Origin of the sequence: Streptomyces sp. NPDC002467, assembly GCF_042889825.1 — a bacterium.
Classification (GTDB): Bacteria; Actinomycetota; Actinomycetes; order Streptomycetales; family Streptomycetaceae; genus Streptomyces.
In genome coordinates, this window is record NZ_JBIARJ010000006.1 from 310942 (window position 1) to 333117 (window position 22176).

Annotated in this window: 23 protein-coding genes; 13 read left to right on the plus strand and 10 right to left on the minus strand. The window is 73.8% G+C overall.

Translation table 11 applies throughout. From position 1 onward, the window contains the following. The first annotated feature begins 19 nt into the window (after positions 1 to 19). Positions 20 to 874, plus strand: a complete 855-nt coding sequence (locus ACFYYJ_RS15720) for a GNAT family N-acetyltransferase (RefSeq protein ID WP_389132579.1) — start codon at positions 20 to 22, stop codon at positions 872 to 874. Between the two features lie 89 nt (positions 875 to 963). On the opposite strand, the gene ACFYYJ_RS15725 is transcribed toward ACFYYJ_RS15720, so the two are convergent. The 3 genes from ACFYYJ_RS15725 to ACFYYJ_RS15735 form a co-directional block, all read right to left on the minus strand. Further along, positions 964 to 1416: a subtilase-type protease inhibitor gene (locus tag ACFYYJ_RS15725; RefSeq protein ID WP_385125100.1), complete on the minus strand. Its 453-nt coding sequence runs from the start codon at positions 1414 to 1416 to the stop codon at positions 964 to 966. A gap of 294 nt (positions 1417 to 1710) precedes the next feature. Continuing rightward, entirely contained in the window at positions 1711 to 2172 is a 462-nt protein-coding gene (locus ACFYYJ_RS15730) for a cyclic nucleotide-binding domain-containing protein (protein ID WP_385125102.1), read from the minus strand. Positions 2173 to 2344: 172 nt separating this feature from the next. Further along, positions 2345 to 2647 (minus strand): hypothetical protein, encoded by a 303-nt coding sequence (locus ACFYYJ_RS15735; protein ID WP_384583606.1) that lies wholly within the window; start codon positions 2645 to 2647, stop codon positions 2345 to 2347. 212 nt (positions 2648 to 2859) lie between these two features. On the opposite strand from ACFYYJ_RS15735, the gene ACFYYJ_RS15740 reads away from it, so the two are divergent. After that, complete coding sequence (locus ACFYYJ_RS15740) at positions 2860 to 3747, plus strand: class I SAM-dependent methyltransferase (RefSeq protein WP_389132583.1); 888 nt, start codon at positions 2860 to 2862, stop codon at positions 3745 to 3747. A 15-nt stretch (positions 3748 to 3762) separates the two neighbouring features. Further along, on the plus strand, positions 3763 to 5751 hold the full coding sequence (locus tag ACFYYJ_RS15745) for a helix-turn-helix domain-containing protein (protein WP_389132586.1): 1989 nt from the start codon (positions 3763 to 3765) through the stop codon (positions 5749 to 5751). A 6-nt stretch (positions 5752 to 5757) separates the two neighbouring features. Here the strand turns inward: ACFYYJ_RS15745 and ACFYYJ_RS15750 are convergent, their stop codons facing one another. Beyond that, positions 5758 to 7245 carry an MFS transporter gene (locus tag ACFYYJ_RS15750; RefSeq protein WP_389132588.1) on the minus strand — a complete coding sequence of 496 codons (1488 nt, stop codon included), beginning with the start codon at positions 7243 to 7245 and terminating at the stop codon, positions 5758 to 5760. A 77-nt stretch (positions 7246 to 7322) separates the two neighbouring features. On the opposite strand from ACFYYJ_RS15750, the gene ACFYYJ_RS15755 reads away from it, so the two are divergent. The 4 genes from ACFYYJ_RS15755 (at position 7323) to ACFYYJ_RS15770 (ending at position 11726) form a co-directional block, all read left to right on the plus strand. Next, positions 7323 to 8000 carry a helix-turn-helix domain-containing protein gene (locus ACFYYJ_RS15755; RefSeq protein ID WP_389132590.1) on the plus strand — a complete coding sequence of 226 codons (678 nt, stop codon included), beginning with the start codon at positions 7323 to 7325 and terminating at the stop codon, positions 7998 to 8000. A 29-nt stretch (positions 8001 to 8029) separates the two neighbouring features. Beyond that, positions 8030 to 8365 (plus strand): MazG-like family protein, encoded by a 336-nt coding sequence (locus tag ACFYYJ_RS15760; protein ID WP_385125110.1) that lies wholly within the window; start codon positions 8030 to 8032, stop codon positions 8363 to 8365. Positions 8366 to 8492: 127 nt separating this feature from the next. After that, positions 8493 to 11225: a DNRLRE domain-containing protein gene (locus ACFYYJ_RS15765; RefSeq protein WP_389132592.1), complete on the plus strand. Its 2733-nt coding sequence runs from the start codon at positions 8493 to 8495 to the stop codon at positions 11223 to 11225. 21 nt (positions 11226 to 11246) lie between these two features. Continuing rightward, complete coding sequence (locus ACFYYJ_RS15770) at positions 11247 to 11726, plus strand: GNAT family N-acetyltransferase (RefSeq protein WP_389132595.1); 480 nt, start codon at positions 11247 to 11249, stop codon at positions 11724 to 11726. Here the strand turns inward: ACFYYJ_RS15770 and ACFYYJ_RS15775 are convergent. Continuing rightward, complete coding sequence (locus ACFYYJ_RS15775; RefSeq protein ID WP_389132778.1) at positions 11710 to 12243, minus strand: GNAT family N-acetyltransferase; 534 nt, start codon at positions 12241 to 12243, stop codon at positions 11710 to 11712. The two genes, ACFYYJ_RS15770 and ACFYYJ_RS15775, sit on opposite strands and share 17 nt — an antisense overlap. A 434-nt stretch (positions 12244 to 12677) precedes the next feature. Further along, on the minus strand, positions 12678 to 13145 hold the full coding sequence (locus tag ACFYYJ_RS15780) for a hypothetical protein (protein WP_385125115.1): 468 nt from the start codon (positions 13143 to 13145) through the stop codon (positions 12678 to 12680). Between the two features lie 92 nt (positions 13146 to 13237). Here ACFYYJ_RS15780 and ACFYYJ_RS15785 point away from each other — a divergent pair, with 92 nt between their 5' ends. Further along, positions 13238 to 13546: a hypothetical protein gene (locus ACFYYJ_RS15785; RefSeq protein ID WP_385125117.1), complete on the plus strand. Its 309-nt coding sequence runs from the start codon at positions 13238 to 13240 to the stop codon at positions 13544 to 13546. Here the strand turns inward: ACFYYJ_RS15785 and ACFYYJ_RS15790 are convergent. Next, entirely contained in the window at positions 13518 to 14339 is an 822-nt protein-coding gene (locus tag ACFYYJ_RS15790; protein ID WP_385125118.1) for a MerR family transcriptional regulator, read from the minus strand. The two genes, ACFYYJ_RS15785 and ACFYYJ_RS15790, sit on opposite strands and share 29 nt — an antisense overlap. Positions 14340 to 15123: 784 nt before the next feature. Here ACFYYJ_RS15790 and ACFYYJ_RS15795 point away from each other — a divergent pair. The 3 genes from ACFYYJ_RS15795 (at position 15124) to ACFYYJ_RS15805 (ending at position 17429) form a co-directional block, all read left to right on the plus strand. After that, positions 15124 to 16281: an MFS transporter gene (locus tag ACFYYJ_RS15795; protein ID WP_389132598.1), complete on the plus strand. Its 1158-nt coding sequence runs from the start codon at positions 15124 to 15126 to the stop codon at positions 16279 to 16281. A 150-nt stretch (positions 16282 to 16431) separates the two neighbouring features. Next, entirely contained in the window at positions 16432 to 16569 is a 138-nt protein-coding gene (locus ACFYYJ_RS15800; protein WP_384757568.1) for a hypothetical protein, read from the plus strand. Positions 16570 to 16631: 62 nt separating this feature from the next. Next, the gene (locus ACFYYJ_RS15805; protein ID WP_389132600.1) at positions 16632 to 17429 is read left to right on the plus strand and encodes a peptidoglycan-binding protein; all 798 of its coding nucleotides are present in this window, start codon (positions 16632 to 16634) and stop codon (positions 17427 to 17429) included. A 40-nt stretch (positions 17430 to 17469) separates the two neighbouring features. Here the strand turns inward: ACFYYJ_RS15805 and ACFYYJ_RS15810 are convergent, their stop codons facing one another. From ACFYYJ_RS15810 to ACFYYJ_RS15820, 3 genes are all read right to left on the minus strand, one after another. Beyond that, positions 17470 to 17751, minus strand: a complete 282-nt coding sequence (locus ACFYYJ_RS15810; protein WP_385125124.1) for a hypothetical protein — start codon at positions 17749 to 17751, stop codon at positions 17470 to 17472. 39 nt (positions 17752 to 17790) lie between these two features. Continuing rightward, the gene (locus ACFYYJ_RS15815; protein WP_385364308.1) at positions 17791 to 18474 is read right to left on the minus strand and encodes an alpha/beta fold hydrolase; all 684 of its coding nucleotides are present in this window, start codon (positions 18472 to 18474) and stop codon (positions 17791 to 17793) included. Between the two features lie 202 nt (positions 18475 to 18676). Next, positions 18677 to 19420: an SDR family NAD(P)-dependent oxidoreductase gene (locus tag ACFYYJ_RS15820; RefSeq protein WP_389132604.1), complete on the minus strand. Its 744-nt coding sequence runs from the start codon at positions 19418 to 19420 to the stop codon at positions 18677 to 18679. A 153-nt stretch (positions 19421 to 19573) separates the two neighbouring features. Between ACFYYJ_RS15820 and ACFYYJ_RS15825 the strand changes: the two genes are divergently transcribed. Beyond that, positions 19574 to 20650 (plus strand): RNA ligase (ATP), encoded by a 1077-nt coding sequence (locus tag ACFYYJ_RS15825; protein WP_389132606.1) that lies wholly within the window; start codon positions 19574 to 19576, stop codon positions 20648 to 20650. Positions 20651 to 20775: 125 nt separating this feature from the next. Then, on the plus strand, positions 20776 to 21693 hold the full coding sequence (locus ACFYYJ_RS15830; RefSeq protein WP_389132780.1) for an NADP-dependent oxidoreductase: 918 nt from the start codon (positions 20776 to 20778) through the stop codon (positions 21691 to 21693). Positions 21694 to 22176 lie beyond the last annotated feature (483 nt).

Consider the following 22176-nt stretch of genomic DNA (forward strand, 5'->3'; position numbering starts at 1 on the left):
TTCTGGTACAACACAGGGCATGACGACATTCGAGATCGCCGGGGCGAGCGCCGCCGACATGGAAATGATCCGTGGCTGGGCCGACGAGGAGGGCTGGAACCCGGGGGACTCGGACCGGTTCGCGTTCGCCGTCGCCGACCCGGAGGGCTTCCTCGTCGGCCGGCTCGACGGCGAGCCGGTGGCCTGCGTCTCCGCCGTCCGCTACGGGGCCGGCTTCGGCTTCCTCGGTTTCTACATCGCCCGCCCCGCCCACCGCGGCCAGGGCTACGGCATCCGCATGTGGGACGCCGCCATGCGAAGGCTCGACGGCCGGCTCGTCGGCCTGGACGGGGTCGTCGCCCAGCAGGACAACTACCGCAAGTCGGGGTTCCGTCACGCCTGGAACAACATGCGCTACGAGGGCGTGCCCCGGGGCGGGGTCGAGGGCGGGGCCGACGGCCGGGTCGAGATCGTGGACGCGGCCTCGCTGCCCTTCGCCCGACTCGCCGCCTACGACCGGCGGTTCTTCCCCGAGCCCCGGGACGCCTTCCTGTCCGCCTGGACCTCCCTGCCCGGCCGTACGGCGCTCGCCGTGGTCCGCGACGGCCGCATCCAGGGCCTCGGCGTGATCCGCCCGAGCAGCGGCGCCCACCGGATCGGCCCGCTCTACGCCGCCGACCCGGCGGTGGCGGACGCGCTGCTGCGCGGCCTCGCCCGGTCCGCGGCCGGCGCGGCGGTCGCCGTGGACGTACCCGACGCCAACCCGCGGGCCGCGGGGCTGTTCGAGGCGCTGGGCCTGGAGCCCACCTTCGAGACCGCCCGCATGTACACCGGCCCGACCCCGGAACTGCCGTCGGCGGAGCTGTTCGGGGTGACCAGTCTCGAACTCGGCTGAGCGGCCGGGCGGCTGACCGCCCGAGTGGGGAACGGCCGGCCGGACGGCGGTCGCACGGCGCCGCCAGGCCGGTCCCTCCCCGCACACGCTCAGAAGTCGAACAGCACGCTCTCGGTGCTCCGCAGGCCGCACGCGTTGGCGAAGACGTGCGTGTAGTTCAGCCGGCGGCCGTCCAGCACCCCGTCGGCCGTCACCGTCATCGGCTTCCACTCCCTGGTACACGCGGTGTCGGCGGCCGGGGTGGTCAGCGCGTCCAACCGGGTGCCGCTGCGCCGCAGTTCGCCACACGCCGCGACGGGGTCCGGGTGCGTGCCGCCCGGCGTCGGCGCGCATACGAGGGTCACCGCGCGCAGCACCGTACCCCTGTGGGCGTCGTCCCCGGCGGTGACGCCGAGCACGAGCGCCGAAGGCGCGTACAGGCTCGTGGTGCCGGCCGGAGCGGCGGGGGCGGCGCCGGCCGAGCCGGGCCAGGCCAGCGCTGTCAGCGCGGTGAGCGCCATGGCGGCGGTTCCGAGCCCGAGACTCCTTGCGATGGACCGCATTTCGAACACTCCCTTGGGTGGTTGTTTCGGATAGCGGACGCAGTCTTGCCCAAGCGGGACGTGAACGCCCGTTCGCACCCCCATTTTTCGTCACCGATCGTGTGCGAATGAGTGCAGACAGCAGCACTGGCCAAAGCTCTGACCTGTGCGGGAGCACGCCGCCGAATCGGCCGAACACCGACGGGGAGACGCCCCCGAAACATACGGAAGGCGTCCCTGGGGCGTGGCGGGCCACGCCCCGGGGACGCCCGGAATCCCGCAGGCGCGCGCGGACGGCCGGCGCGCCGGGACGGGCTAGCCGGCGGCCATGCGCGGGGCGTACAGGTCGAGGAGACGCGTACGGGTCTGCTGGAGCCGGAGCGCGAGGACCCGGCCGACCCAGTGCCCGATGGCCGACCCGAAGGCGGGGTCGGAGTCCATGAGCATCCGCACGGTCACCCCGTCGAACTCGTACGCGCGCACCGGGGTCATCGCCTCGGCGCTCAGCTGCCAGACGTAGGGCGGGAAGAGCCAGGACCAGCCCACCAGCTCACCGGGTCCCAGGCTCTCCACCGAGGCGGGCCTACGCAAGCCGGGCATGGGGATCTGCAGGGTCACGGTGCCTGAGCGCACGATCCAGAAGGACTCCGCGCGTGCGCCCTCCTCGAAGATCCGCGCGCCCTCTTCGAAATTGACCTCACGGGCCTGGGACATCAGCCGGGCGCGGTGCTCCGAGGACAGCACGGCAGCGATCCGGATGGGGGAAGGTGTGCTCACGACGGCCTCCGATCACGACCCCCCACGACGCTCCTGCTCTCCCAGTGTCGCCGACACCCGCCCGATGCCAAGCCGATCGCGCGCGTCGTCTTCGGCGGTGTCCGCGCCGGGCCCGCGCTCGGCCCCGGGCCCGGCCCGCGCTCCGGCCCGCGCCCCGGCGCGCCCGGCCCGGTCAGTCGTCGGCGTTGGCCTCCAGGCAGGCCAACTCCATCGCGTCCAGCACGGCCTCGTGGCTGCGCCCGCTGAGCTCGGCGACGTTCTCGATCTGCGCCGTCGCCCAGGCGGCGAGGGTCATCGCCAGCACACGGAGCCCGTCGGTGCCGTGCTGGGCCAGGATCGCGTCGGCTACCTCCATGGCGTCCTCGGGCACCTGCTCGGGCGGCTCAAGGCCCACCAGGCCGCGCAGCATCGTCAGGGCGCGCAGCGAGATCTCCGGGGTCATCCCCGCCAGTCGCATGTCTTCCTCGTCGTTCATTCGACCCATCCCCTCTGGTTGCCGCGCCCATTGCCTGAGGGCACGGTAGAGGGACGTGGCGTCGCGCGGGGCGGTTTCGCGTGGGTGACCCTGGGTGAACGGGCGGCGGCGGCCGGTTCCCGTCGGCTTGGACGCGCCCCCGATCGTCCCCGCGTACGGGCGGGAGCCGGGGCCGGGCCCCGGGCGGCGCGGGACCGTGGCATGCTCGGCGCATGCCCGAAGAGATGATCGACGCAAGCGCCTCGGCCATGCCCGAGGCCACGTCCGAGGCCACGTCCGAGGACATGCCCGACCGCCGCGAAGGACTCGCGTTGAACCGCGCGCTGTGGGACACCCGCGCGCGCGTCCACGGCTCGACCTCCACCGACAGGTTCTACGACGTCGAATCCTTCGTCGCCGGGCGACAGACGCTCTACGCGCTCGAACGCGAACTGGCGGGTGACGTGGCGGGCAAGGACCTGCTCCACCTCCAGTGCCACTTCGGGATGGACACGCTGAACTGGGCCCGGCTCGGCGCCCGGGTCACCGGTGTCGACTTCTCCCCGGCGGCCGTCGAGCGGGCCCGCGGGCTCGCCGGGCGGACCGGCCTGGCCGCCGCCTTCGTGGAGGCGGACACCCAACGACTGCCCGAAGACCTGGCGGACGGCTTCGACCTCGTCGTCGCCACCTACGGGGTCCTGTGCTGGATCGCCGACGTCAAGGCCTGGGCCCGGGGCGCCGCCATGGCGCTGAAGCCCGGGGGCAGCCTGGTCCTGGTCGACCTGCACCCCGCCTTCCAGACGATCGCCACCGTCGACCCGCTCGTCGCCGACTGGCCCTACGGCGGGGGAGAGCCGCAGCGCGAGACGGTCACCGGGACGTACGCCGAGCCGGGGATGTCCGTGCCCGCGCACGACAGCGTCCAGTACCCGCACTCCCTCGGCGACATCGTCAGCGCGATCGCCGACGCCGGGCTCACCGTGAAGCACCTGGGCGAGCACACCGCCGCCGAGTTCGACCCCCGGGGCATCCTGAGCCGGAGTCAGGACGGCCTGTACCGGCTCCCCTTCGGGGACACCCACCTGCCCGTCCTGTACTCGCTGCGCGCGTCGCGGAGCTGACGGAGAGCGCCCCTGATGCCCACTCCCGGCAAGCACCCGAACACCGCCCTCCGCCACGCGCTGCACCTGCTGCACCTGCTGGTCGAGGGCGCGCCGGCCGAGAGCTTCACGCCGCCGCCCGGACCGGACGCTGAGCTCTCCGAGGCGGAGGCGGCGGCGATGGCGGACGCCACCGGGGTCGCGCTGCGCATCCGTCGTACGCTCAGCCAGCACCGCCGGCGCGAAGCGGAGCTCGCCGCGCTCTTCGACACCGCCGGGGACCTCGCCGGGCTCCGGGACCTGGACGCGGTGCTCAAGGCCATCGTCCACCGGGCGAAGCTGCTCCTGGGCACCGACGTGACGTACCTGTCCCTCAACGACGACGAGGCCGGCGACACCTACATGCGCGTCACCGACGGCTCCGTCTCGGCCGCGTTCCAACGGGTGCGCCTCGGCATGGGCGAGGGCCTGGGCGGGCTCGTCGCGGAAACGGCCCGCCCCTACACCACGGGCGACTACCGCGACGACCCCCGGTTCCGGCACACCGCGACCATCGACCACGCGGTCGCCGAGGAAGGGCTCCGCGCCATCCTCGGCGTACCGCTGCGCCTGGGCGCGCAGGTGATCGGCGTCCTCTTCGCGGCGGACCGCACCACCCGCGCGTTCACCCCGGACGAGATCGCGTTGCTGTCCTCCCTCGCCGACCACGCCGCCATCGCCATCGACGGTGCCCGGCTGCTGGACGAGACGCGGACCGCGCTGGTCGACCTGAACGCGGCGTCGCGAACCATCGAGGCGCACAGCGAGGCCATCCGCCGCGCCGAGGACGCCCACGACCGGCTGACCGACCTGGTGCTGCGCGGCGGGGACGTCACCGACGTCGCCACCGCCATCGGCGCCCTGCTGCGGGGCGGCACCCTCATCCACGACGCCGACGGCATCGAGCTCGCCCGGGCCGGCACCGACCCGCGGCCCCCGTCGGCCCGGGCCGTCGCCGCCTCCCGGGCCGACGGACGGGCCGTACCCGTCGCGGGAACCTGGGTGTGCGCGGTCCTCGCCGGACCCGAACCGCTCGGCAGCATCACCCTGAGCGGCCGCGCCGATCTCGACGACGCCGACCGCCGCCTCTTCGAACGGGCCGCCGTGGTCACGGCCCTGCTCCTGCTCCTGCGCCGCTCGGTGGCCGAGGCCGAGGACCGGGTACGGGGCGAACTCCTCGGCGACCTCCTCGGCGGGGCCGCGGACCCGGCCGGACTGGCCGGCCGCGCGCGGCGCCTCGGCGTGGACCTGAACCAGGCGCACGCGGTGTTCGTCCTGGACCCGGAGCCGGTGCGCCCCGAGCCCTCGTACCCCGAGCCCCCGTACCCCGAGCCCCAGCGCCCCGGGACCGGCCCGTCCCCCGGGACCGCCCCGCCCCCCGGGACCGTCTCCCGGCCGCGACTTCTGGCCGTGGCCGCCCGCATCGCGCAGACCCGCAAGGGCCTGGCCGGGGTGCACCACGGGGACGTGGTCCTCATATGCCCCTCCGAAACCCCCAGCGCCTGCGCCGCCGGCCTCGCGAACGAACTCGGCCAGGCACTCGCCGCCCCCGTCACGGTCGGCGCCGCGGGCCCGGCCACCGGCCACGCCGCGTTCGCAGGCGCCTACGCCGAGGCCCGCCGCTGCCGCACCGCCCTGAGCGCGCTGGGCCGCTCCGGCACCGGGGCCGCCCTGCGCGACCTGGGCTTCCTCGGGGTGCTGCTCGGCGACCCGACGGACCTCGACGGCTACGTCCACCGCACGCTGGGCCCCCTGCTCGCGTACGACGCCCAGCGCGGCACCGAACTCGTACGGACCCTCACCGTGTACTTCGAGGCCGGCATGAACCAGTCCAAGGCCCGGGAGGCCCTCCACGTGCACATCAACACGGTGGTCCAACGCCTGGACCGGATAGGGCGGTTGCTCGGCGCGGACTGGCAGCGCCCCGAGCGCGCCCTGGAACTCCAGCTCGCCCTGCGCGTCCACCGGGTGCACGCGGCCGACTAGGTCGTCCTAGGCGGTCCGGACCCGGGCGGGCGCCGCGGGCGCGAGCTTCCGGGCCAGGCCGAGCGCGCAGCAGATCGCGACCGCCGCGACCGCGAACGTGGTCCGCATGCCGGTGGCCGTGGCCCCGGGGGACGCGGTCGCCACATCGCCGGACGCCGACGCGAAGGCGAACACGGCGCCCATCACGGAGGCGCCCGTGACGAGTCCGAGATTGCGCGACAGATTGAGCAGTCCCGAGACGACGCCCCGCTGGTCCGGCCTCACATCCGCCATCACGGCCGTGTTGTTGGCCGTCTGGAAGAGCGCGTAGCCGCCGGTCACGACCGCGATGGGGAGTACGTAGCCCCACACTCCGAGCGCCGTGGGAAGGAGGACCAGGAGTGCGCAGCCCGCGGCCATCGCGGCGAGGCCGACGACGGTCGTACGCCGGGTGCCGAACCGGTCGGCGCCCCGACCGGCCGGCACCCCCGTCAGAGCGGCGACCAGCGGTCCCACCGACAGGACCAGCCCGACGGGCGCTTCGTCGAGGCCGAGCGTACGAGCGAGGTAGAACGGGCCGACGACCAGCGTCGCCATCATCACCGTCGACACGAGCGCGCTCATCGCGAGTCCCGCGCCGAGCACCGGATCGCGCAAGGTAGTGAGGCGGACCAGCGGCGCGGGGGCCCGGGACTCGGCGCGTACGAAGAGACCGGCACCGACGGCGGCGGCGAGCAGCAGGGCCAGACCGGGCGCGCCGAACCGGCCGCGCTCGATCGTCATGGCGAGTGCGTAGGCCCCGAGCGTCACGGCGAGGAGCAGGGTGCCCACGCGGTCGAAGCCGCGCAACCCGGCCCCGGCCCCGGGCTCCGGCCGCCGGTCGGCGGGCAGGAAGCGGTGGGCGAGCACGAGGGTGAGGATGCCCAGCGGCACGTTGACGAGGAACATGGAGCGCCAGCCGAGCCCGGCTATGAGCACGCCGCCCGACGACGGACCGAGAGCGGTGCCCACCGCGGACATCGTCCCGAGCAGCCCCATCGCCCTTCCGGTCCGCTCCTTCGGAACCGTCTCGCCGACGAAGGCCATGGTCAGAGCCATCATGACGGCCGCTCCGAGGCCCTGTACCGCCCGGGCGGCGATCAGCCACCACAGCGCCGGCGCGGCCGCGCACAAGGCGGAGGCCACCGTGAACAGGAGCACGCCGCCCAGGAGCAGCCGTCTGCGGCCGAAGAGGTCACCGAGCCGGCCGGCGCCGACGATGAGGGTGGTGATGGCGAGGAGATAGGCGAGGACGATCCACTGGACCTGCTGGAAGGAGGCGTCGAACGCCCGCGCCAGCGTGGGCAGTCCGACATTGGCGATGCTGGTGCCGAGGGAGGACAGCAGCATGGACAGGGACAGGCCCGCGAGCACCCAGGGCACCGGGGCCGGGCCTCGGACGGGACCCGCCGCCCCCTGCCGTTCGTCGTCGTGTGGTCCCGCGCCGACCGGGTTCGCGTCACTGTGAGGATTCATGGGCCGGAGCGTGCGCCCGCCGGGACGTGGCGGCAACTCTTGTTGCCGTTTCCGGGACGGAGGGATGGAATGCCCCCATGAACGCCTCAGCCGACACCGCGCCGGACGACCCGCCGGCCACCGCACCGCACGACTCGCCGACCACCGCACCTGGCAGCGCGCCGGACACCGCACCGGACGAGCCGGGGCCGTACCGGGCCGTCCTCGACCAGGTCGCCCCCCGGCTCCGCCGGCTGCGCGCCGCCCGCGGTCTCACCCTGGCCGCGCTCTCCGAGGCCACCGGCATTTCAAAGAGCACCCTCTCGCGGCTGGAGTCCGGCGGGCGCCGCCCCAGCCTGGAGTTGCTGCTGCCGCTCGCCGGGGCGTACGGGGTGCCGCTCGACGACCTGGTCGGCGCCCCGGAGGTGGGTGATCCCCGGGTCCGGCTGACGCCCCACCCGCTGCCCAGCGGCGGTACGTTCGTCCCGCTGACCCGGACTCCGGGCCCGCTCCAGGCGTACAAAATGATCATCACCGACCGGGGCTCCGAGCCGGACCACCGTACGCACGAGGGCTACGAATGGCTGTACGTGCTCACGGGCCGGCTGCGCCTGGTCCTAGCCGAGCACGACCTCGTCCTCGGCCCGGGCGAAGTGGCGGAGTTCGACACCCGGTTGCCCCACTGGTTCACCAGCGCGGACGGGCGGCCCGTGGAGATCCTCAGCCTCTTCGGCAGGCAGGGGGAGCGGATGCACGTCCGCGCGAAGCCGCGCTGAACCGCCCGGCGGGCCTGTAGGGTCTGGCCGTGACGACCCCATGGGACACCATCCACGCCCTCGCCGACCGCTTCGACGACTCGGACGCCGGGAAGGGGATTCGGCCGGAGGAAAGCCATGTCCTGCAAGTGCTCAAGATCGGCGAGGAGTTCGGCGAGGCGGCCCAGGCGGTGATCGGCGCCAAGGGCACCAACCCGCGCAAGGGGCACTCGCACACCTGGGACGACGTCCACGACGAGGTGTGCGACGTCATCATCACCGGCATGGTCGCCCTCGCCCGTATGCGGCCCGACGCGGCGGAGTACTTCGCGGGCCGACTCGAACTGAAGGCGGGCAACTTCCTCCCGGCGGCCGGGGCGGAGTGAGGCGGCGGGCCGCTCCCCGTTTCGGCGACGCGAATTGGCAACCGATCCTTCATTTGGCGTGAACAGAACACCGAATCGCCCTAGGGTGCGCCCGTACGGTCACACCGCACAGAGAACTGGGGGGTTCATGCGTAGATCCAGAGGGCTCGCGGCCGCCGTCGCCCTGTCCCTGGCCGGAACCGGCGCCGGGTTCGGCCTCGGCCTCGTCCCGCAGGCCGCAGCCGTCACCCCGCCCGTCGCCTTCACCGCCGACCCGCTGCCCACCTGGCAGCCCAACGGCGTGGTGTGGGCCCTCGCCGAGGCGGCCGGGCAGGTATTCGTCGGCGGCACGTTCTCCGCCGTGCGCCCGCCCGAGGGCGGCGCCGGAAGCGAGCAGTCGGCCGTGAACTTCGTCGCGCTCGACGCCGCGACCGGCGCACCGACCTCCTGCACCCTGTCCTTCACCGTCGCCTCCGGCACCGCCACCGTCCGCGCGCTGGCCCTCTCGCCGGACAAGAAGACCCTGTACGCGGGCGGCTACTTCGGCGCCGTCAACGGCACCGCCGTCTCCAGCCTCGCCGCCGTCGACGTGGCGAGCTGCACGGTGAAGACGGACTTCCGCCCCGCCTTCGCGGCCACCGTCCGGGCCCTCGCCGTCACCGGCGACACCGTCTACGCGGGCGGCGACTTCCTCGCCGTCGCCGGCCAGTCCCGTCAGCGCTTCGCCGCCGTCGGCGCGGCCGACGGCGCGCTCAAGCCCTTCACCGCCGACGCCGACGAGCCCGGGCGCGCGGTCGAGGTCACCCCGGACGGCAAGAACGTCCTGCTCGGCGGCGACTTCTTCACCGTCAACGGTACGAACACGCACGCGCTGGCCGTCGTCGACGCCGCGAGCGGCGCACTCACCAAGTCCTACGCCGGCTTCATCGAGACCAACTCGGTGGTCAAGGACATCGCGACCGACGCCACCGGCTTCTACACCGCCAACGAGGGCACCGGCGGCGGTGTCTTCGACGGCCGCATCGCCCTGAACCTCACCGACTTCAACCAGCGCTGGCGCGACACCTGCCTGGGCGCCACCCAGGCCGTACTGCCGTACCAGAGGGTCCTCTACAGCGCCTCGCACGCCCACGACTGCTCCAGCGTCGGCGAGTTCCCCGACGGCCAGCGCCACCACCTGCTCGCCCAGCCCACCACCGGCACCGGCAAGCTGGGCTGGGCCCCCGACACCAACGACGGCATCGGCGAGGGCATCGGCCCGCGCGTGATGACCGTCGGCTCCAAGGGCGGCGTGCAGTACCTGTGGGTCGGCGGGGAGTTCACCACCGTCAACGGCGCGGCGCAGCAGAGCCTGACCCGCTTCGCCTCCACCGGGGACACCGGGGCGCCCAGCGTGCCCGTGGCGAGCGCGGTCGCCTTCAAGCCCGGTGAGGTGCAGGTGCGCTGGCGCACCGGCCTCGACCTCGACGACAGCGCGCTGACCTACAAGGTCTACCGCAACGGCGCGGCCACGCCCATCGCGACGGTCACCGCCGACTCGCTGTTCTTCCGGCGCCCGCAGGCCTCGTGGACCGACACGACCGTGACGGCCGGCCAGTCGTACACCTACCGGGTGACGGCCACCGACGCGGCCGGCAACACCAGCGCCCTGTCGGCCACGGCGAGCGTCACCGTCCCCACGAAGGTCGACGCCTACCCGAACCAGGTCCGGGCCGACGGAGCCCGGCAGTACTGGCGCTACGACGAGTCGGCCCTGCCCTTCGTCGCCGACTCCTCCGTCGCGGGCAACAAGAGCGGCGTGCACCTGAACGCCCCCGCCCTGCGGCAGACCCCGGGCGCGGTCTCCGGCGCGAGCACGGCGATCGGCTTCAACGGCACCGACACCCAGGTGTACGGGGACGAGCGGCAGACCGTGGGGAACACCTACACCATCGAGACCTGGTTCAGGACGAACACCACCCGGGGCGGCAAGCTCTTCGGCTTCGGGAGCAACCAGTCCCGCGGCAGCAATCAGTACGACAAGCACATCTACATGACCAATGACGGCCGACTCGTCTTCGGCGTCTACACCGGAGCCACCCGCACCATCACCACCGCGGGCACCTACAACGACAACGCCTGGCACCACGTCGTCGCCACCCAGGGCCCCGGTGGCATGACCCTGTACGTGGACGGCGCCCAGAAGGGAACCCTGGCCGTCACCACGAACGAGAACTTCGCCGGCTACTGGCACGCGGGCGGCGACAGCCTCGGTGGCTGGCCCGATCGCCCGATCAGCGAGTACTGGGCGGGGCAGCTCGACGAGACGGCCGTCTACCCGACCGTCCTGAGCGCGGCGCAGGTGCAGAACCACTACGCCCTCGCCACCGCCCCGGCCGACCAGGTTCTCCAGGTCACCGCCGCCGAGGACACCTACGCCAACGCCGGCGCCCCCGACACCAACTACGGGACCTCCAGCTCCCTCGCCGTGCGCGGCACCTCCTTCTACGCGAGCTACCTGCGGTTCAACCTGCCCGCCGCGCCCGCCGGGACGGTGCTCAAGTCGGCCGTCCTGAGCGTCAAGACCAGCACCATGAGCGGCGCCGGTACGACCGACACCGTCTCGGTGGTCCCCGTCACCGGGGCGTGGACCGAGACCGGGGCGACGTACAACAACCGCCCCGGCCTCGGCGCTCCGGCGCTCGGCGGCTTCGCCGGGATCCCCGACGGCTCGGCGGTGCACACCGCCGCGCTGACCACGGCGACCGTCGCCGCGGCGCTCGGCGGCGGCTACGACCTGGCGCTGAGCAGCACCGGCACGGACGCCCTGTGGCTGTGGTCCTCGGAGGCCCAGGCGGGTGAGGGAACGCCCCAACTGACACTGACCTTCGGCGCACCGTGACCAGGGGAGCGGGACCGGCGCATGCACATCGTGATCGAGCTGCGCGAGACCCGGGACGGTGACCTGGACGTCTTCTGGGAGCAGTTGACGGACCCCGGCCTGCGGTACACGCCAGAGCGGGCCGGGGCGTCCTCCTACGACCGCGAGCACTTCGACACGCACTGGGCGGGGATCCGCCACGACCCGGCCGTCACCCTGCGCACCGTGGTGGCGGACGGGGCCGTGGTCGGCTACGCCGCCGTCTTCGGGCAGCCCGGCGCGCGCCAGGTGACGTACGTGATCGGCATCGAGCACTGGGGGCGGGGCATCGCGAGCCGGACGGTGGCCGAACTGGTCCGGCTGGAGGGCACCCGCCCCCTGTACGCCGGGGCCGTCGCGGACAGCGCGGCCTCGGTCCGGGTCCTGGTGAAATGCGGCTTCACCGTCACCGGCCGCACCCGGGAGTTCGTCCGGTCACGCGGCGAGGAGGTGGACGTACTCCTGCTCACGCTCGACCGGTAGGGCCGTCGGCGCCGCCACCGGACTCCCAACGGACCTCGCCGTCCTGCCGGTGCGGGGTGGGCCGCAGCCCGCAGGCGGCGGCCACCGCGGCCGAGGCGGCGTGGTCCGGGTGCACGTGCGCGACGAGGCGGCCGACGGGCAGCTCCCGCAGCCGGCCGGCCAGCGCCCGTGCCGCCTCCGCCGCCAGCCCCCGGCCCTGCCAGGGCGTACCCACGACCCACGCCAGCTCGGCGCGGCCCAGTGCCGGTTCGACGGTCGCCTGGACCGTCCCGACGAGCTCCCGCCCGGCGCGGTGCCGCAGCACCCAGTTGCACCAGACCACCCCGGGATCGGGAGACCCGGCCGCTAGCCGCTCGTACCGCGCACGCAACGCGTCGGGAGCCAGTGGCTCACCGCCGATGAAGGAGTGCAGGGCCGGATCGGACAGTACGCCGGCCATCTCCTCGGCGTGCGAAGGACGCAGGGGTACGAGGTCCAGGCGCTCGGCGGTCAACACGACGGGCCAGACCCCGGGCAGCACCTCCGGCCGAGCTGCCGGCCGGGACGCGGACGCCCGGACCTTCGCTTCCGCACCCGGGCGCGGGACGTCGTCCACGGACACGCAGATGCCGAACACCCGGTCGTGGCCCGCCCAGCCGTTGACGCGGCCCCGGTTGTTGGAGATCCGCACGCGGCGGCGGGGGCCGTCCACGGCCGACACCAGGTGCAGGTACACCGTGCCCGAGACACGGACCAGGACGATGTCGCCGACCTCCAGGAGCGCCGGGTCGGCGGGCGCGACCCGCACCTTCTGCCGGCTGCGGACGAGCGGAACCATCGAGTCGCCGGTCGGCCGGAATTCCACGGTCTCGCCCCGGCCGAGCCGGTCCGCCATCGCATCGAGCATGCCCATCCGGGCAGTCTGCCGGGGCGGCAGGGCGCGCGCCGGCGGTTTTCCGCCGCGCCGGGCGCTCAGCGCGGCGGTTCCACTTCCAGGAAGCGGCGGCGGCGCGGGCCCCGGTACAGCAGGCACACCCACCCCGCCCGTTCCAGCACCGCCGCGCAGTCCGTCAGCCGATCCTGCTCCTCCTCGGCCGCGCCGGATCCCGGTGCGCCGAGCCAGGTCACCTCCGCGCGCCCGGGCTCCGCCGCGGCGGCCACCCGGTAGCCCGTACGCGTCCGGCGGCCCTCCCCGTCCAGGGCCGAGGGAGGGACGCCCGCGGCCTCCAGGGCCAGGGCCACCGCGCGCGGAGCCTGCCGCACCTCCCACGGCGCGGGAACCGAGGCCCCCGCCGGGCCTCCCACCAGGCGGCGGATCTGCAGCAGGCCCTCGTAGGCCGTGCGCACCTCGGCTGCCCGCCCGGCCGCGGCGGGCCCCGGTCCCGTTCCCGGTCCGTCGCCCGTCGCGGGCTCGAAGCCCCGTCCCGTTGCCTCCGGCATCCGCCGCCCCCCGCCCGTCTGAGTACGTCGTACCCAACGGCCTGAGTATCCGCCCCGATTCCCCGACGCGCCGCCGCTGGTCGAATGGGGCCATGACCACCGAGACCCCCCGCGGTACGACGCCCACCGCACTCCGGCCGACCAGGCAGCACGTGACCACCGCCGGGACGGCCCTGGTCGTGGCCCTGGCTCCGCTCGTGGTCGGGGTCCTGGTGGCCAAGGGGCTGGGCGCCGACCCGATGACCCCGGTCAACGCCCTCATCTCCGGCGGCGGTCACCGTGCGGGGCTGCCGCGCGCCGAGTGGCGGCGGCGCGGCCACGTCACCCTGTGCCGCCTGCGCACCGTCCGCCGCACCGCGCGCCCGAGCCGCCTCAGGCGAGCGGCTCCTGCAACTCGGTGACCCACTGCTCCTTGTCCTCCGGGCAGGCCAGCGTCAGCTCCCTCGCGTACCCCGCCGACCGGTGGCCGTGCGCGTCGATCCACCGGGCCAGAGCCTGGGCCGTGGGCAGCACCCCGTCCATCGAACCCCGGTGCACCACCGTCGCGGCCCGCTCGACCCCTGGCAACGTGACGATCCGCACCTCACCACCCAGTTGCCCGGCGTCGACCGACGCCGCCACCGGCAGCGCCGCGTGCACGCGGATCGCCCCGTCGGGCGCGTCCTCGTAATAGGCGATGCCGGGCCCGGTCGGAGCCACCCCAGCCCGCTCCATCGAGCGGCACAGCTCCTCGTACAGCGGCCCGATGACCGGGGTGATGTCCTGCGGTTCATAACTTCCCGCGATCCCGGTCAGCTCGGCGAGCCGGACGGGCGGGAGGCTCTTCACGACGATGTCGTCGGCGGACATGGTTCCCTCGCTTTCGATGGTCCGGAGCCTCGCCTCGACCTGCACCAGCCGGGCCGCCGCGGCGGCCATGGCGGTCTCCAGCTCCGCCTGCCGCAGCCGCAGCATGCCGCGCAACTCCTGCGGGTCGACCCGCTCGTCGAGGATCGACCCCACCTGATCGAGGCTGAAGCCGAGTTCCTTGAGCGCGATGACACGGTTGAGACGGGCGAGCTGGCCCGCCTCGTAGAAGCGGTAGCCGGTGAAGGGGTCGACACGGGCCGGACGGAGCAGTCCGAGCGCGTCGTAATGACGCAACATACGGACCGACACCCGGCCGTGTTTGGCGAAATCTCCGATGCTGAACATGACGCTCTCCAGTGCAGGCCCTGACACAGGGGGAGGGTCAAGCTTCACATCCGCCGGTCAGCGCCCGTACTGCCGCAGGCACAGGTCCACGATCGACGCCGGTACGGAACCCTCCGCCGCCGCGCACAGTTCCTCCGGGCGCGGTGGGTGCGCAGGAGGCACGGGTTTGCGGCGCGGTCGGGCGGTCGCGGGACCGGGCGTACGTGCCCGTCGGGGCTGGACCGGCGCCTTCCCGGAACGGGCGGGAGAAGGCTCCGGGTCCGGTTCCGGTGCGGGGGAGGCCGGGAGCTTGCCCAGGGGGAGGGAGAGCGGCACATCAGGCGCGTTCACGGGCGGTACGGAGCCGCGCGAGGGCGCCGGAACCGAAGCCTCCGGACCCACGGAGACACAGCCGGCGCTTGCGAGGAGCGCGACGAGGGACAGGGGAACGGCCCGGCGTAACTGCATTCGACCACTGTGCCGTACCCTGCGGCGGACCCGGTCCTCCACCTCACGCGTCCGAGTGACGCAGGACGCGGAACGCGTGGGAACGCGTGGGGAGACCGGGTGATCGGAACGGCGGTGGGGATGCCGGGGGAGGCGCGACCCCCGGCACCCCGCGCCGTCGAGTCCTGCCCGCCGAACGCCTCGTACGGAGTAACGATCGATGACCGCAGCCGCCGCGCCCGGTGACCCCGCTCCCTCGCCCGACCTGGAAACCCCGCCAGGCTCCGCGCCGCTCGCCGGAACTGCTCCCGCACCTGCCCCCGGCCCTGCTCCTGCTGTTTGGAAGGGCTGGGCGGCCGTGTTCGCCGTCGCCCTCGGGATCTTCTGCCTGATCACTTCCGAGCTGCTGCCCGTGGGACTCCTCACCCCTGTCGCCGCCGATCTCGGGGTTTCCGACGGCACCGCCGGACTGATGGTCACCGTGCCCGGGCTGATCGCGGGGTTCTGCGCCCCGCTCGTCACGGTCGGCGCCGGCCGGCTCGACCGGCGGCACGTGCTCTGCGTGCTCATCGCCCTGATGACCGCCGCCAACCTCGCCGCGGTCCTCGCCCCGAACTTCACCGTCCTCCTCACCGCCCGCCTGCTCGTCGGCGTCAGCGTCGGCGGGTTCTGGGCGATAGCCGGCGGGCTCGCGGGGCGTCTCGTTCCCGAGGGGCACGTCGGCCGGGCGACCGCGCTCGTGTTCAGCGGCGTCCCCACCGCCTCCGTGCTCGGCGTACCCGCCGGTACCCTGCTCGGCGAACTCGGCGGCTGGCGCACCGCCTTCGCGGCGGTCTGCGGCCTCGGTGTGGTCACCCTCGCCGCCCTGCTCCTCTTCCTGCCCCCGCTGCCCCCGACCCGGCACATCGCCTTCCGTGAACTGCCCGCGCTGCTCCGCCGGAACCGTGCGGTCCGGGCGGGTGTGATCGTCACCTTCCTCGTGGTGACCGGGCAGTTCGCCGCCTACACGTTCGTACGGCCGATCCTCCAGGACGTCTCCGGCATCAGCGCCGACCGGGTCAGCGTGCTCCTGCTCGGCTACGGACTCGCGGGTGTCGCCGGCAACTTCCTCGCCGGGGCACGCGACGCGTACCGGAACCTGCTCCTGATCAGCGCCTTCCTCACCCTGATCCTCGCGCTCATCGCGGTCCTGCCGGGAGCGGTCGCCGGAACCACGCTGCTGGTCGCCTGGGGGCTCGTGTACGGAGGGGTGTCGGTGAGCGTGCAGAAGTGGATGATCAAGGCCGCTCCGACCGCCGCGGAAGCCGCGTCCTCGCTGATGGTGGCCATGTTCAACCTGGCGATAGCGGCCGGTGCCCTGTTCGGCGGCCTCGCGGTCGACAACCTCTCCGTCCCCGCCGCCCCGCTCGGCGGAGCGGCCCTGATGCTGCTCGCCGCCGTCACCGTGTGGGCCACGGCGATCCGGCGCCGAACCGACACAGGGGACGCGTCGGGGCAGACCGGACACCCGGCTTGACCGGGCCCGTCCCGGAGGGAAAGAGTGCGCCGATCAAGAACCACCACGGAAGCACCGCAGCACCCTCGCACCACCACGGCGCAGTAGCCACAGAACCGGCGCAGTCGCACCGCAGCCGCACCGCTTGAGCCGCACTTCGGAGAACCGCAGATGTCCAGACCCGCGTCCGTCCGCTCATCGCTCGCCCCGGCCGCCTCCGGCGGTTCCCCCGCACTCGGCACGCCCGGACCGGCCCCGGCCGCCGGCGCGGCCGTCCCGGCCCTCACCGCCCGGCGGCGCAGGGCCTGACCGGCCGGGTGGGGACCGGCACCGCACCGCCGCGCCGGCCCCCGTCCTCGCCGGGAGCGAACATGTCCCACGACACCGATGAGCACGGCGCGTCGCCCGACGAGCGCCATTTCGCCTACCCGTACGTGCCCCAGCCCACCGTGTGGCCGTCCGGTCCGCCGACGCACGCATGGCCGCACACGGACCCCGCGTCCCACCAGGACCAGGACCCGGCTTCGGGCCAGGACCCGGCCCCGTACGCGGCGGCCCCCGTGCCCGTGCCCGCGCCGGACCGGGGAACCGACTTCGGGCGGGCCCCCGAGGAGATCCCGCCCGCCGGTCGCCGCCGGGAGCGCCGTGGCGTCGACCCGGTCGTGATCGCCGTATTCACCCTGCTCGGACTGGGCGCGGCCGGTGGCCTGTTCCTGATGCTGACCGGTCCCGAGGACCCGAAACCACCTCGGGCGAAGGCGCCGACCGAACTGACCGTGCCCGGCCTCCCGGGCCGCATGCCGGGGTCCGGGGCGGAGCCGACCGAGTCACCCGAACCGACCGGGCCGACCCGGAGCCCGAGCCCTTCCCCGTCGGCACCCCGGTCCTCCGGCCCGCCCACCACCCAGGCCCCCGATCCGACACCGTCCGCGAGCCCGTCGACCGCGAAGGCGGGCGTACCCGCCGCGACGCTGCGCATGGGGGACAAGGGGCCGCAGGTGCGCGCCCTGCAGGAGTTCCTGCTCGGGCAGGGGTTCACGTACGTCTCCGTCACGGGCGTCTACGACGGTCAGACGAAGCGCGGTGTCAGCCAGCTCCAACGCGACCGGGACATCAAGGGCGACCCCCAGGGCGTCTACGGCCCCGCCACCCAGGCGGCCCTCGACTAGACCTGCTGCCCGAGAGGCCGAAGGTGCGGCGGGGCGTCGCTCAGAGGCCTCGGATGGCTTCCGCGAGGTCGGATCCGTAAGAGGACCAGCAAGCGATCGAGCCGTCATCGTCCAGCTCGCCCATGAACCACTCGTCGTCGTCCTGTACGAGGCACAGCCCGTGGAACGAGAGGATCACCCGCGGTCGGAGCACGGAGTAGTCACCCTGTTCCAAGTCCTCGACGACCACGAAGCGGTCGAGGGAGAGCAGGGTGGCGCTCGCGTCACCGGACAGGGTCCGCACGCGCTCGATCGTCCAGTCGGCGGGGAGGTTCGGGATCACCGTCGCATGATCCCAGCAGAGCGGCCTCACGGCCACTCGTCACACCGATCCGGCGGCCTTCCGGATGAGGCTGAGGACGGCCTCGGGCTGGGACAGCATCGGGACGTGGGCGGAGGACACCTCGGCGACGGTGGCTCCCATGCGCTGGGCCCCGAACCGCTGGAGTTCCGGGTTCACGGCATGGTCCTGCGTGGTGACCAGGAACCAGCTGGGCTTGGACCGCCACGCCGGGGTGTCGACCGTCGACCCCAGGACCTCCGCACGCGGCGCGCCCTGGGTGGCCCACACCAGCTGCTGCTCCTCCTGCGGGAGGTCGCCGCAGAAGTCGGAGATGCCGTCGCGCGCGATCCAGATGCGCCCCTCCTCGTTGTCGAGGTGGGAGAAGAGCGGCGGTGCGTCGAACCTGCCGATCAGTTCCTGAGGGCTCTCCCCGGCGTCCGGGGCCAGGGCGGCGATGTAGACGAGCCCGGCGACGCGGTCGTCCGTGCCGGCGGCGGTGATGACGTAGCCGCCCCAGGAGTGGCCCACGAGGATGGCCGGGCTGCTGACCCGTCCCAGTGCGTGGTGGACGGCGGCCACGTCCCCTTCGAGGGAATCCAGGCTGTTCTGCGCCGACACCACCTCGTGGCCCTCGCGCTGGAGGGTGGGGATCAGCTTGCTGTAGCAGGATCCGTCGGCCCACAGGCCGTGGGCGAAGACGATGCTCGGCTTGCTCGGCGACATCGGGGTGTTCCTCCAACTGGTAGTGCGGCCCGCGGGTCCGTGTCCGCAAGGGCCACTCGGCCATCCAGAGTCCACACCCGCGCCCGGCGGGCCGCATCCTGGCGGACCCACCCGGGTGCCGCGTCCGCCGGGGCCGGCGACACGGTCGTCCCGGCGCGGTACGCGGCGCCGCGTACCGGCCCGGCCCGGCCCCGCCGCGCGGTCAGCGGCCGCCGGAGACCCGCAGCACCGTCCCCGTCGTGTACGAGGCGTCCGGGCCCAGCAGCCATGCGATCGCCCCGGCGATCTCCTCCGGCCGGCCGGAGCGGCCGAGCGGGATGCTGGCGGCGGCGCGCGCGGGGCGGTCCGGGTCGCCCATCGCCGCGTGCATGTCGGTCTCGATGATGCCGGGGGCCACCGCGTTGACCCGGATCCCGTCCGGGCCGAGCTCCTTGGAGAGGCCGACCGTCAGCGCGTCGGTGGCTGCCTTCGTCGCCGCGTAGTGGACGTAGTCCCCGGGGCTTCCGAGGGTGGCCGCCGCCGAGGACACGTTCACGACCGCCCCGCCGCCCGACTCCGCCATGTCCCGGGCCGCCCGGCGGCAGCACAGCAGGTACCCGAGGAGGTTCACCTCGACCACCCGTCGCAGGTTTTCGGTCCGGGCGTCCGCGAGCCGGCCCAGCGGGCCCGTCACCCCGGCGTTGTTGACCAGGCCGGTCACCGTGCCCAGTTCGGCCCCGGCGATGTCGAAGAGCCGGTCGACGTCCTGCTCCTCGGCGGTGTCGACGCGTACGGTCACGCACCGCGCCCCCGCGGACCGTACGCGCTCGGCGACCGCCTCGGCGGCCGACGCGTCACGGACGTACCCCAGCGCGAGGTCGTGCCCGTCGGCCGCCAGCCGCAGGCAGGTCGCCGCGCCGATGCCCCTGCTGCCACCCGTGACGACGGTGACCGGACGACGTGACATGGGGCCTCCTGGGTGCCGTGGAACGCACATGCGTGGTGCATGCAGCCGTATGGGGCGGCGCGGCAGGCTAACACCCCGATTTCCGCTGGACCAGCGGAAATCCGTGGCCGGAAAGTGGGGTCCGATCACGAACCACCGTACGAGGAGACGCCCATGTCGACTTTGCGAGTCACCGCCGAAGAGCTGACCGTCCACGAGCACCCGAACGCCGACGCGCTGGAACTGGCCCAAGTGGGCCTCTACCGCGCCGTGATCGCGAAGGGTGCCTACCGTACGGGTGAGTTCGCCGTGTACATCCCCGAGCAGGCCGTGCTGCCCGCCGACCTGATCGAGGAGCTGGGCCTGACCGGCCGGCTCGCCGGCGGCTCCGCCGACCGGGTCAAGGCCGTCCGGCTGCGCGGAGAGCTCTCGCAGGGCCTCGTCTGCCGGCCGCGCGCGCTCGACGGCGTCGACCTGGTGAAGGCGGCCGAGGAGGGCACGGACTTCGCGGAGCTGCTCGGCATCACCAAATGGGCCCCGCCGATACCCACCACCATGAGCGGGGAGGTCGAGGCCGCCCCCGACCTGCTGCCCTGGGTGGACATCGAGAACCTCCAGCGCTACCCGCAGATCTTCGAGGAGGGCGAGCCGGTCGTCCTCACCGAGAAGCTGCACGGCACCGCCTGCCTGTTCACGTACGTCGTGGAGGGCGCAAGGAGCCTCGTCACCTCGAAGGGGTTCGGCGGGAAGGGCCTGGCCCTCAAGGAGGAGGAGCGCAACCTCTACTGGCGGGCCGTACGGGGCCACGACGTACCCACCGTCGCCGCGGAACTCGCCACCCGGCTCGGCGCGACCCGGATCGGGATCTTCGGCGAGGTGTACGGGGCGGGCGTCCAGGACCTCGCGTACGGCACGGACGTGCGCACCGCCGATGCGCCGCCCGCCTTCGCCGTGTTCGACGTGTCGGCCGAGATCGACGGTCAGGTCCGCTGGCTGGACCCGGCGGAGCTCTTCGCCGGCGGTGAACTCCCACTGGTGCCACGGCTGTACGAGGGCCCGTACGCCCTCGACACCGTCCTGGACTGGGCGAGCGGCCGCGAGACGGTGTCGGGCAAGGCCCTGCACCTGCGCGAGGGCGTCGTCATCCGGCCCGCGACGGAGCGGTACAGCCCGGTCGTGGGCGGCCGGGCCATCGCGAAGGCGGTCAGCCCGGCGTACCTGACGCGCAAGGGCGGCACCGAGTACGAGTGAGCGGGCCCGCCTGCCGCGGGCCGGCCGCGGTACGTGGTGGGATGGGCCCCGGGGCGGGGTCGGGGCCGGGGGGTCCAACCACTGCGGCGCGGAGAGGTCGGTATCGGTACATGTCCCAGGACACCATGCGGGCGATGGCGTACGAGACGTACGGCGGGACGGAGGTGCTCACCGAGACCCGGCTGCCGATGCCGAAGGTCGCGCCGGGAGAGGTCCTCGTCCGGGTGAAGTGCGCCGGCGTCAACCCCGTCGACTGGAAGATCATGGCGGGTGGGCTCGACGGCCTCATGGACGTCGTCTTCCCCGTGGTCCCAGGCTGGGACGTGTCCGGGACCGTGGAGCGGGTGGGCATCGACGTTCCCGAATGCGCCGAGGGCGACGAGGTGTTCGCGTACGCCCGGAAGGACTACGTGCAGGGCGGGACCTTCGCCGAGTTCGTGTCCGTGCCGGTACGGACCCTGGCGCGCAAGCCCGCCGTGCTCGACTGGGCCGAGGCGGCGGCCGTGCCGCTCGCGGGGCTCACCGCGTACCAGGTGCTCACGCGGCTCGGGACGGGTCCGGCCGACACCGTGCTCATCCACGGCGCGGCCGGTGGTGTCGGCTCCTTCGCCGTCCAGATCGCACGCTCGTTGGGCGCGCGGGTCATCGGCACGGCCTCCGCGCGCAACCACGAACGGGTCCGGGCCATGGGCGCGGAGCCCGTGGAATACGGCGACGGGCTGGCCGGGCGGGTCCGGGCCCTGGCTCCCGACGGACCGACGGTCGTCGCCGACTTCGTCGGCGGGGTCGTCGACGTCACCCGAGAGGTCCTGCACGCCGACGGCCGCCACGCCTCCATCGCGGACCCCACCGTGACGGGGTCCGGGGGCGAATGGATGTGGGTCCGGCCGGACCGCGGCGACCTGACGGAACTGGGGCGGCTCGCGGACAGCGGGCAGCTGACGGTGCCGATCGCGCGGACGTTTCCGCTGGGGGAGCTGGCGGCGGCCTTCGAACTGAGCCGGGGCGGACACACGGCGGGCAAGATCGTCATCCGCCTCTGACCCCCGGGGGCGACCCGTGCCGATGCTCCGCCCGTCACCCCTACGGCGCTCCGCGCCCGCGCCTCAAACGTCGGCGAGGCTGGATTCAGCCGCTGCCGCCCGCCGCCTGCGGGCTGAAATGCCCGCAGGGCAAGTCCAGCCGCGGACGCATCCGGCCCCGCCGGGCCGGACCCAGCCCCGCCGCGCCGGACCCAGCCCCGCCGGCGTTTGAGGCGCTGGGTCTGGGGCGGAGCCCCAGGTTCTTCCGCCGCTGGGCGATCCAGCCCGTCCGGCGTTTGAGGACCGGGGTCCGGGCAGAGCCCGGGGAACGGTGGAAGGGCGGGTAGGGGACGGCCCCGCGCAGCGGTACCGCCCTGGCCGGGGCGGGCCGGGGTGCCGTCGGGGTCGGGCGCGCGCCGGGGCACCTCCTCGGGCGTCGAACCCGATGCGGCACCGGTAACACGAGCGGGTTTCGTTCGACGCCCTGCGGGGGCGCCCCACCGC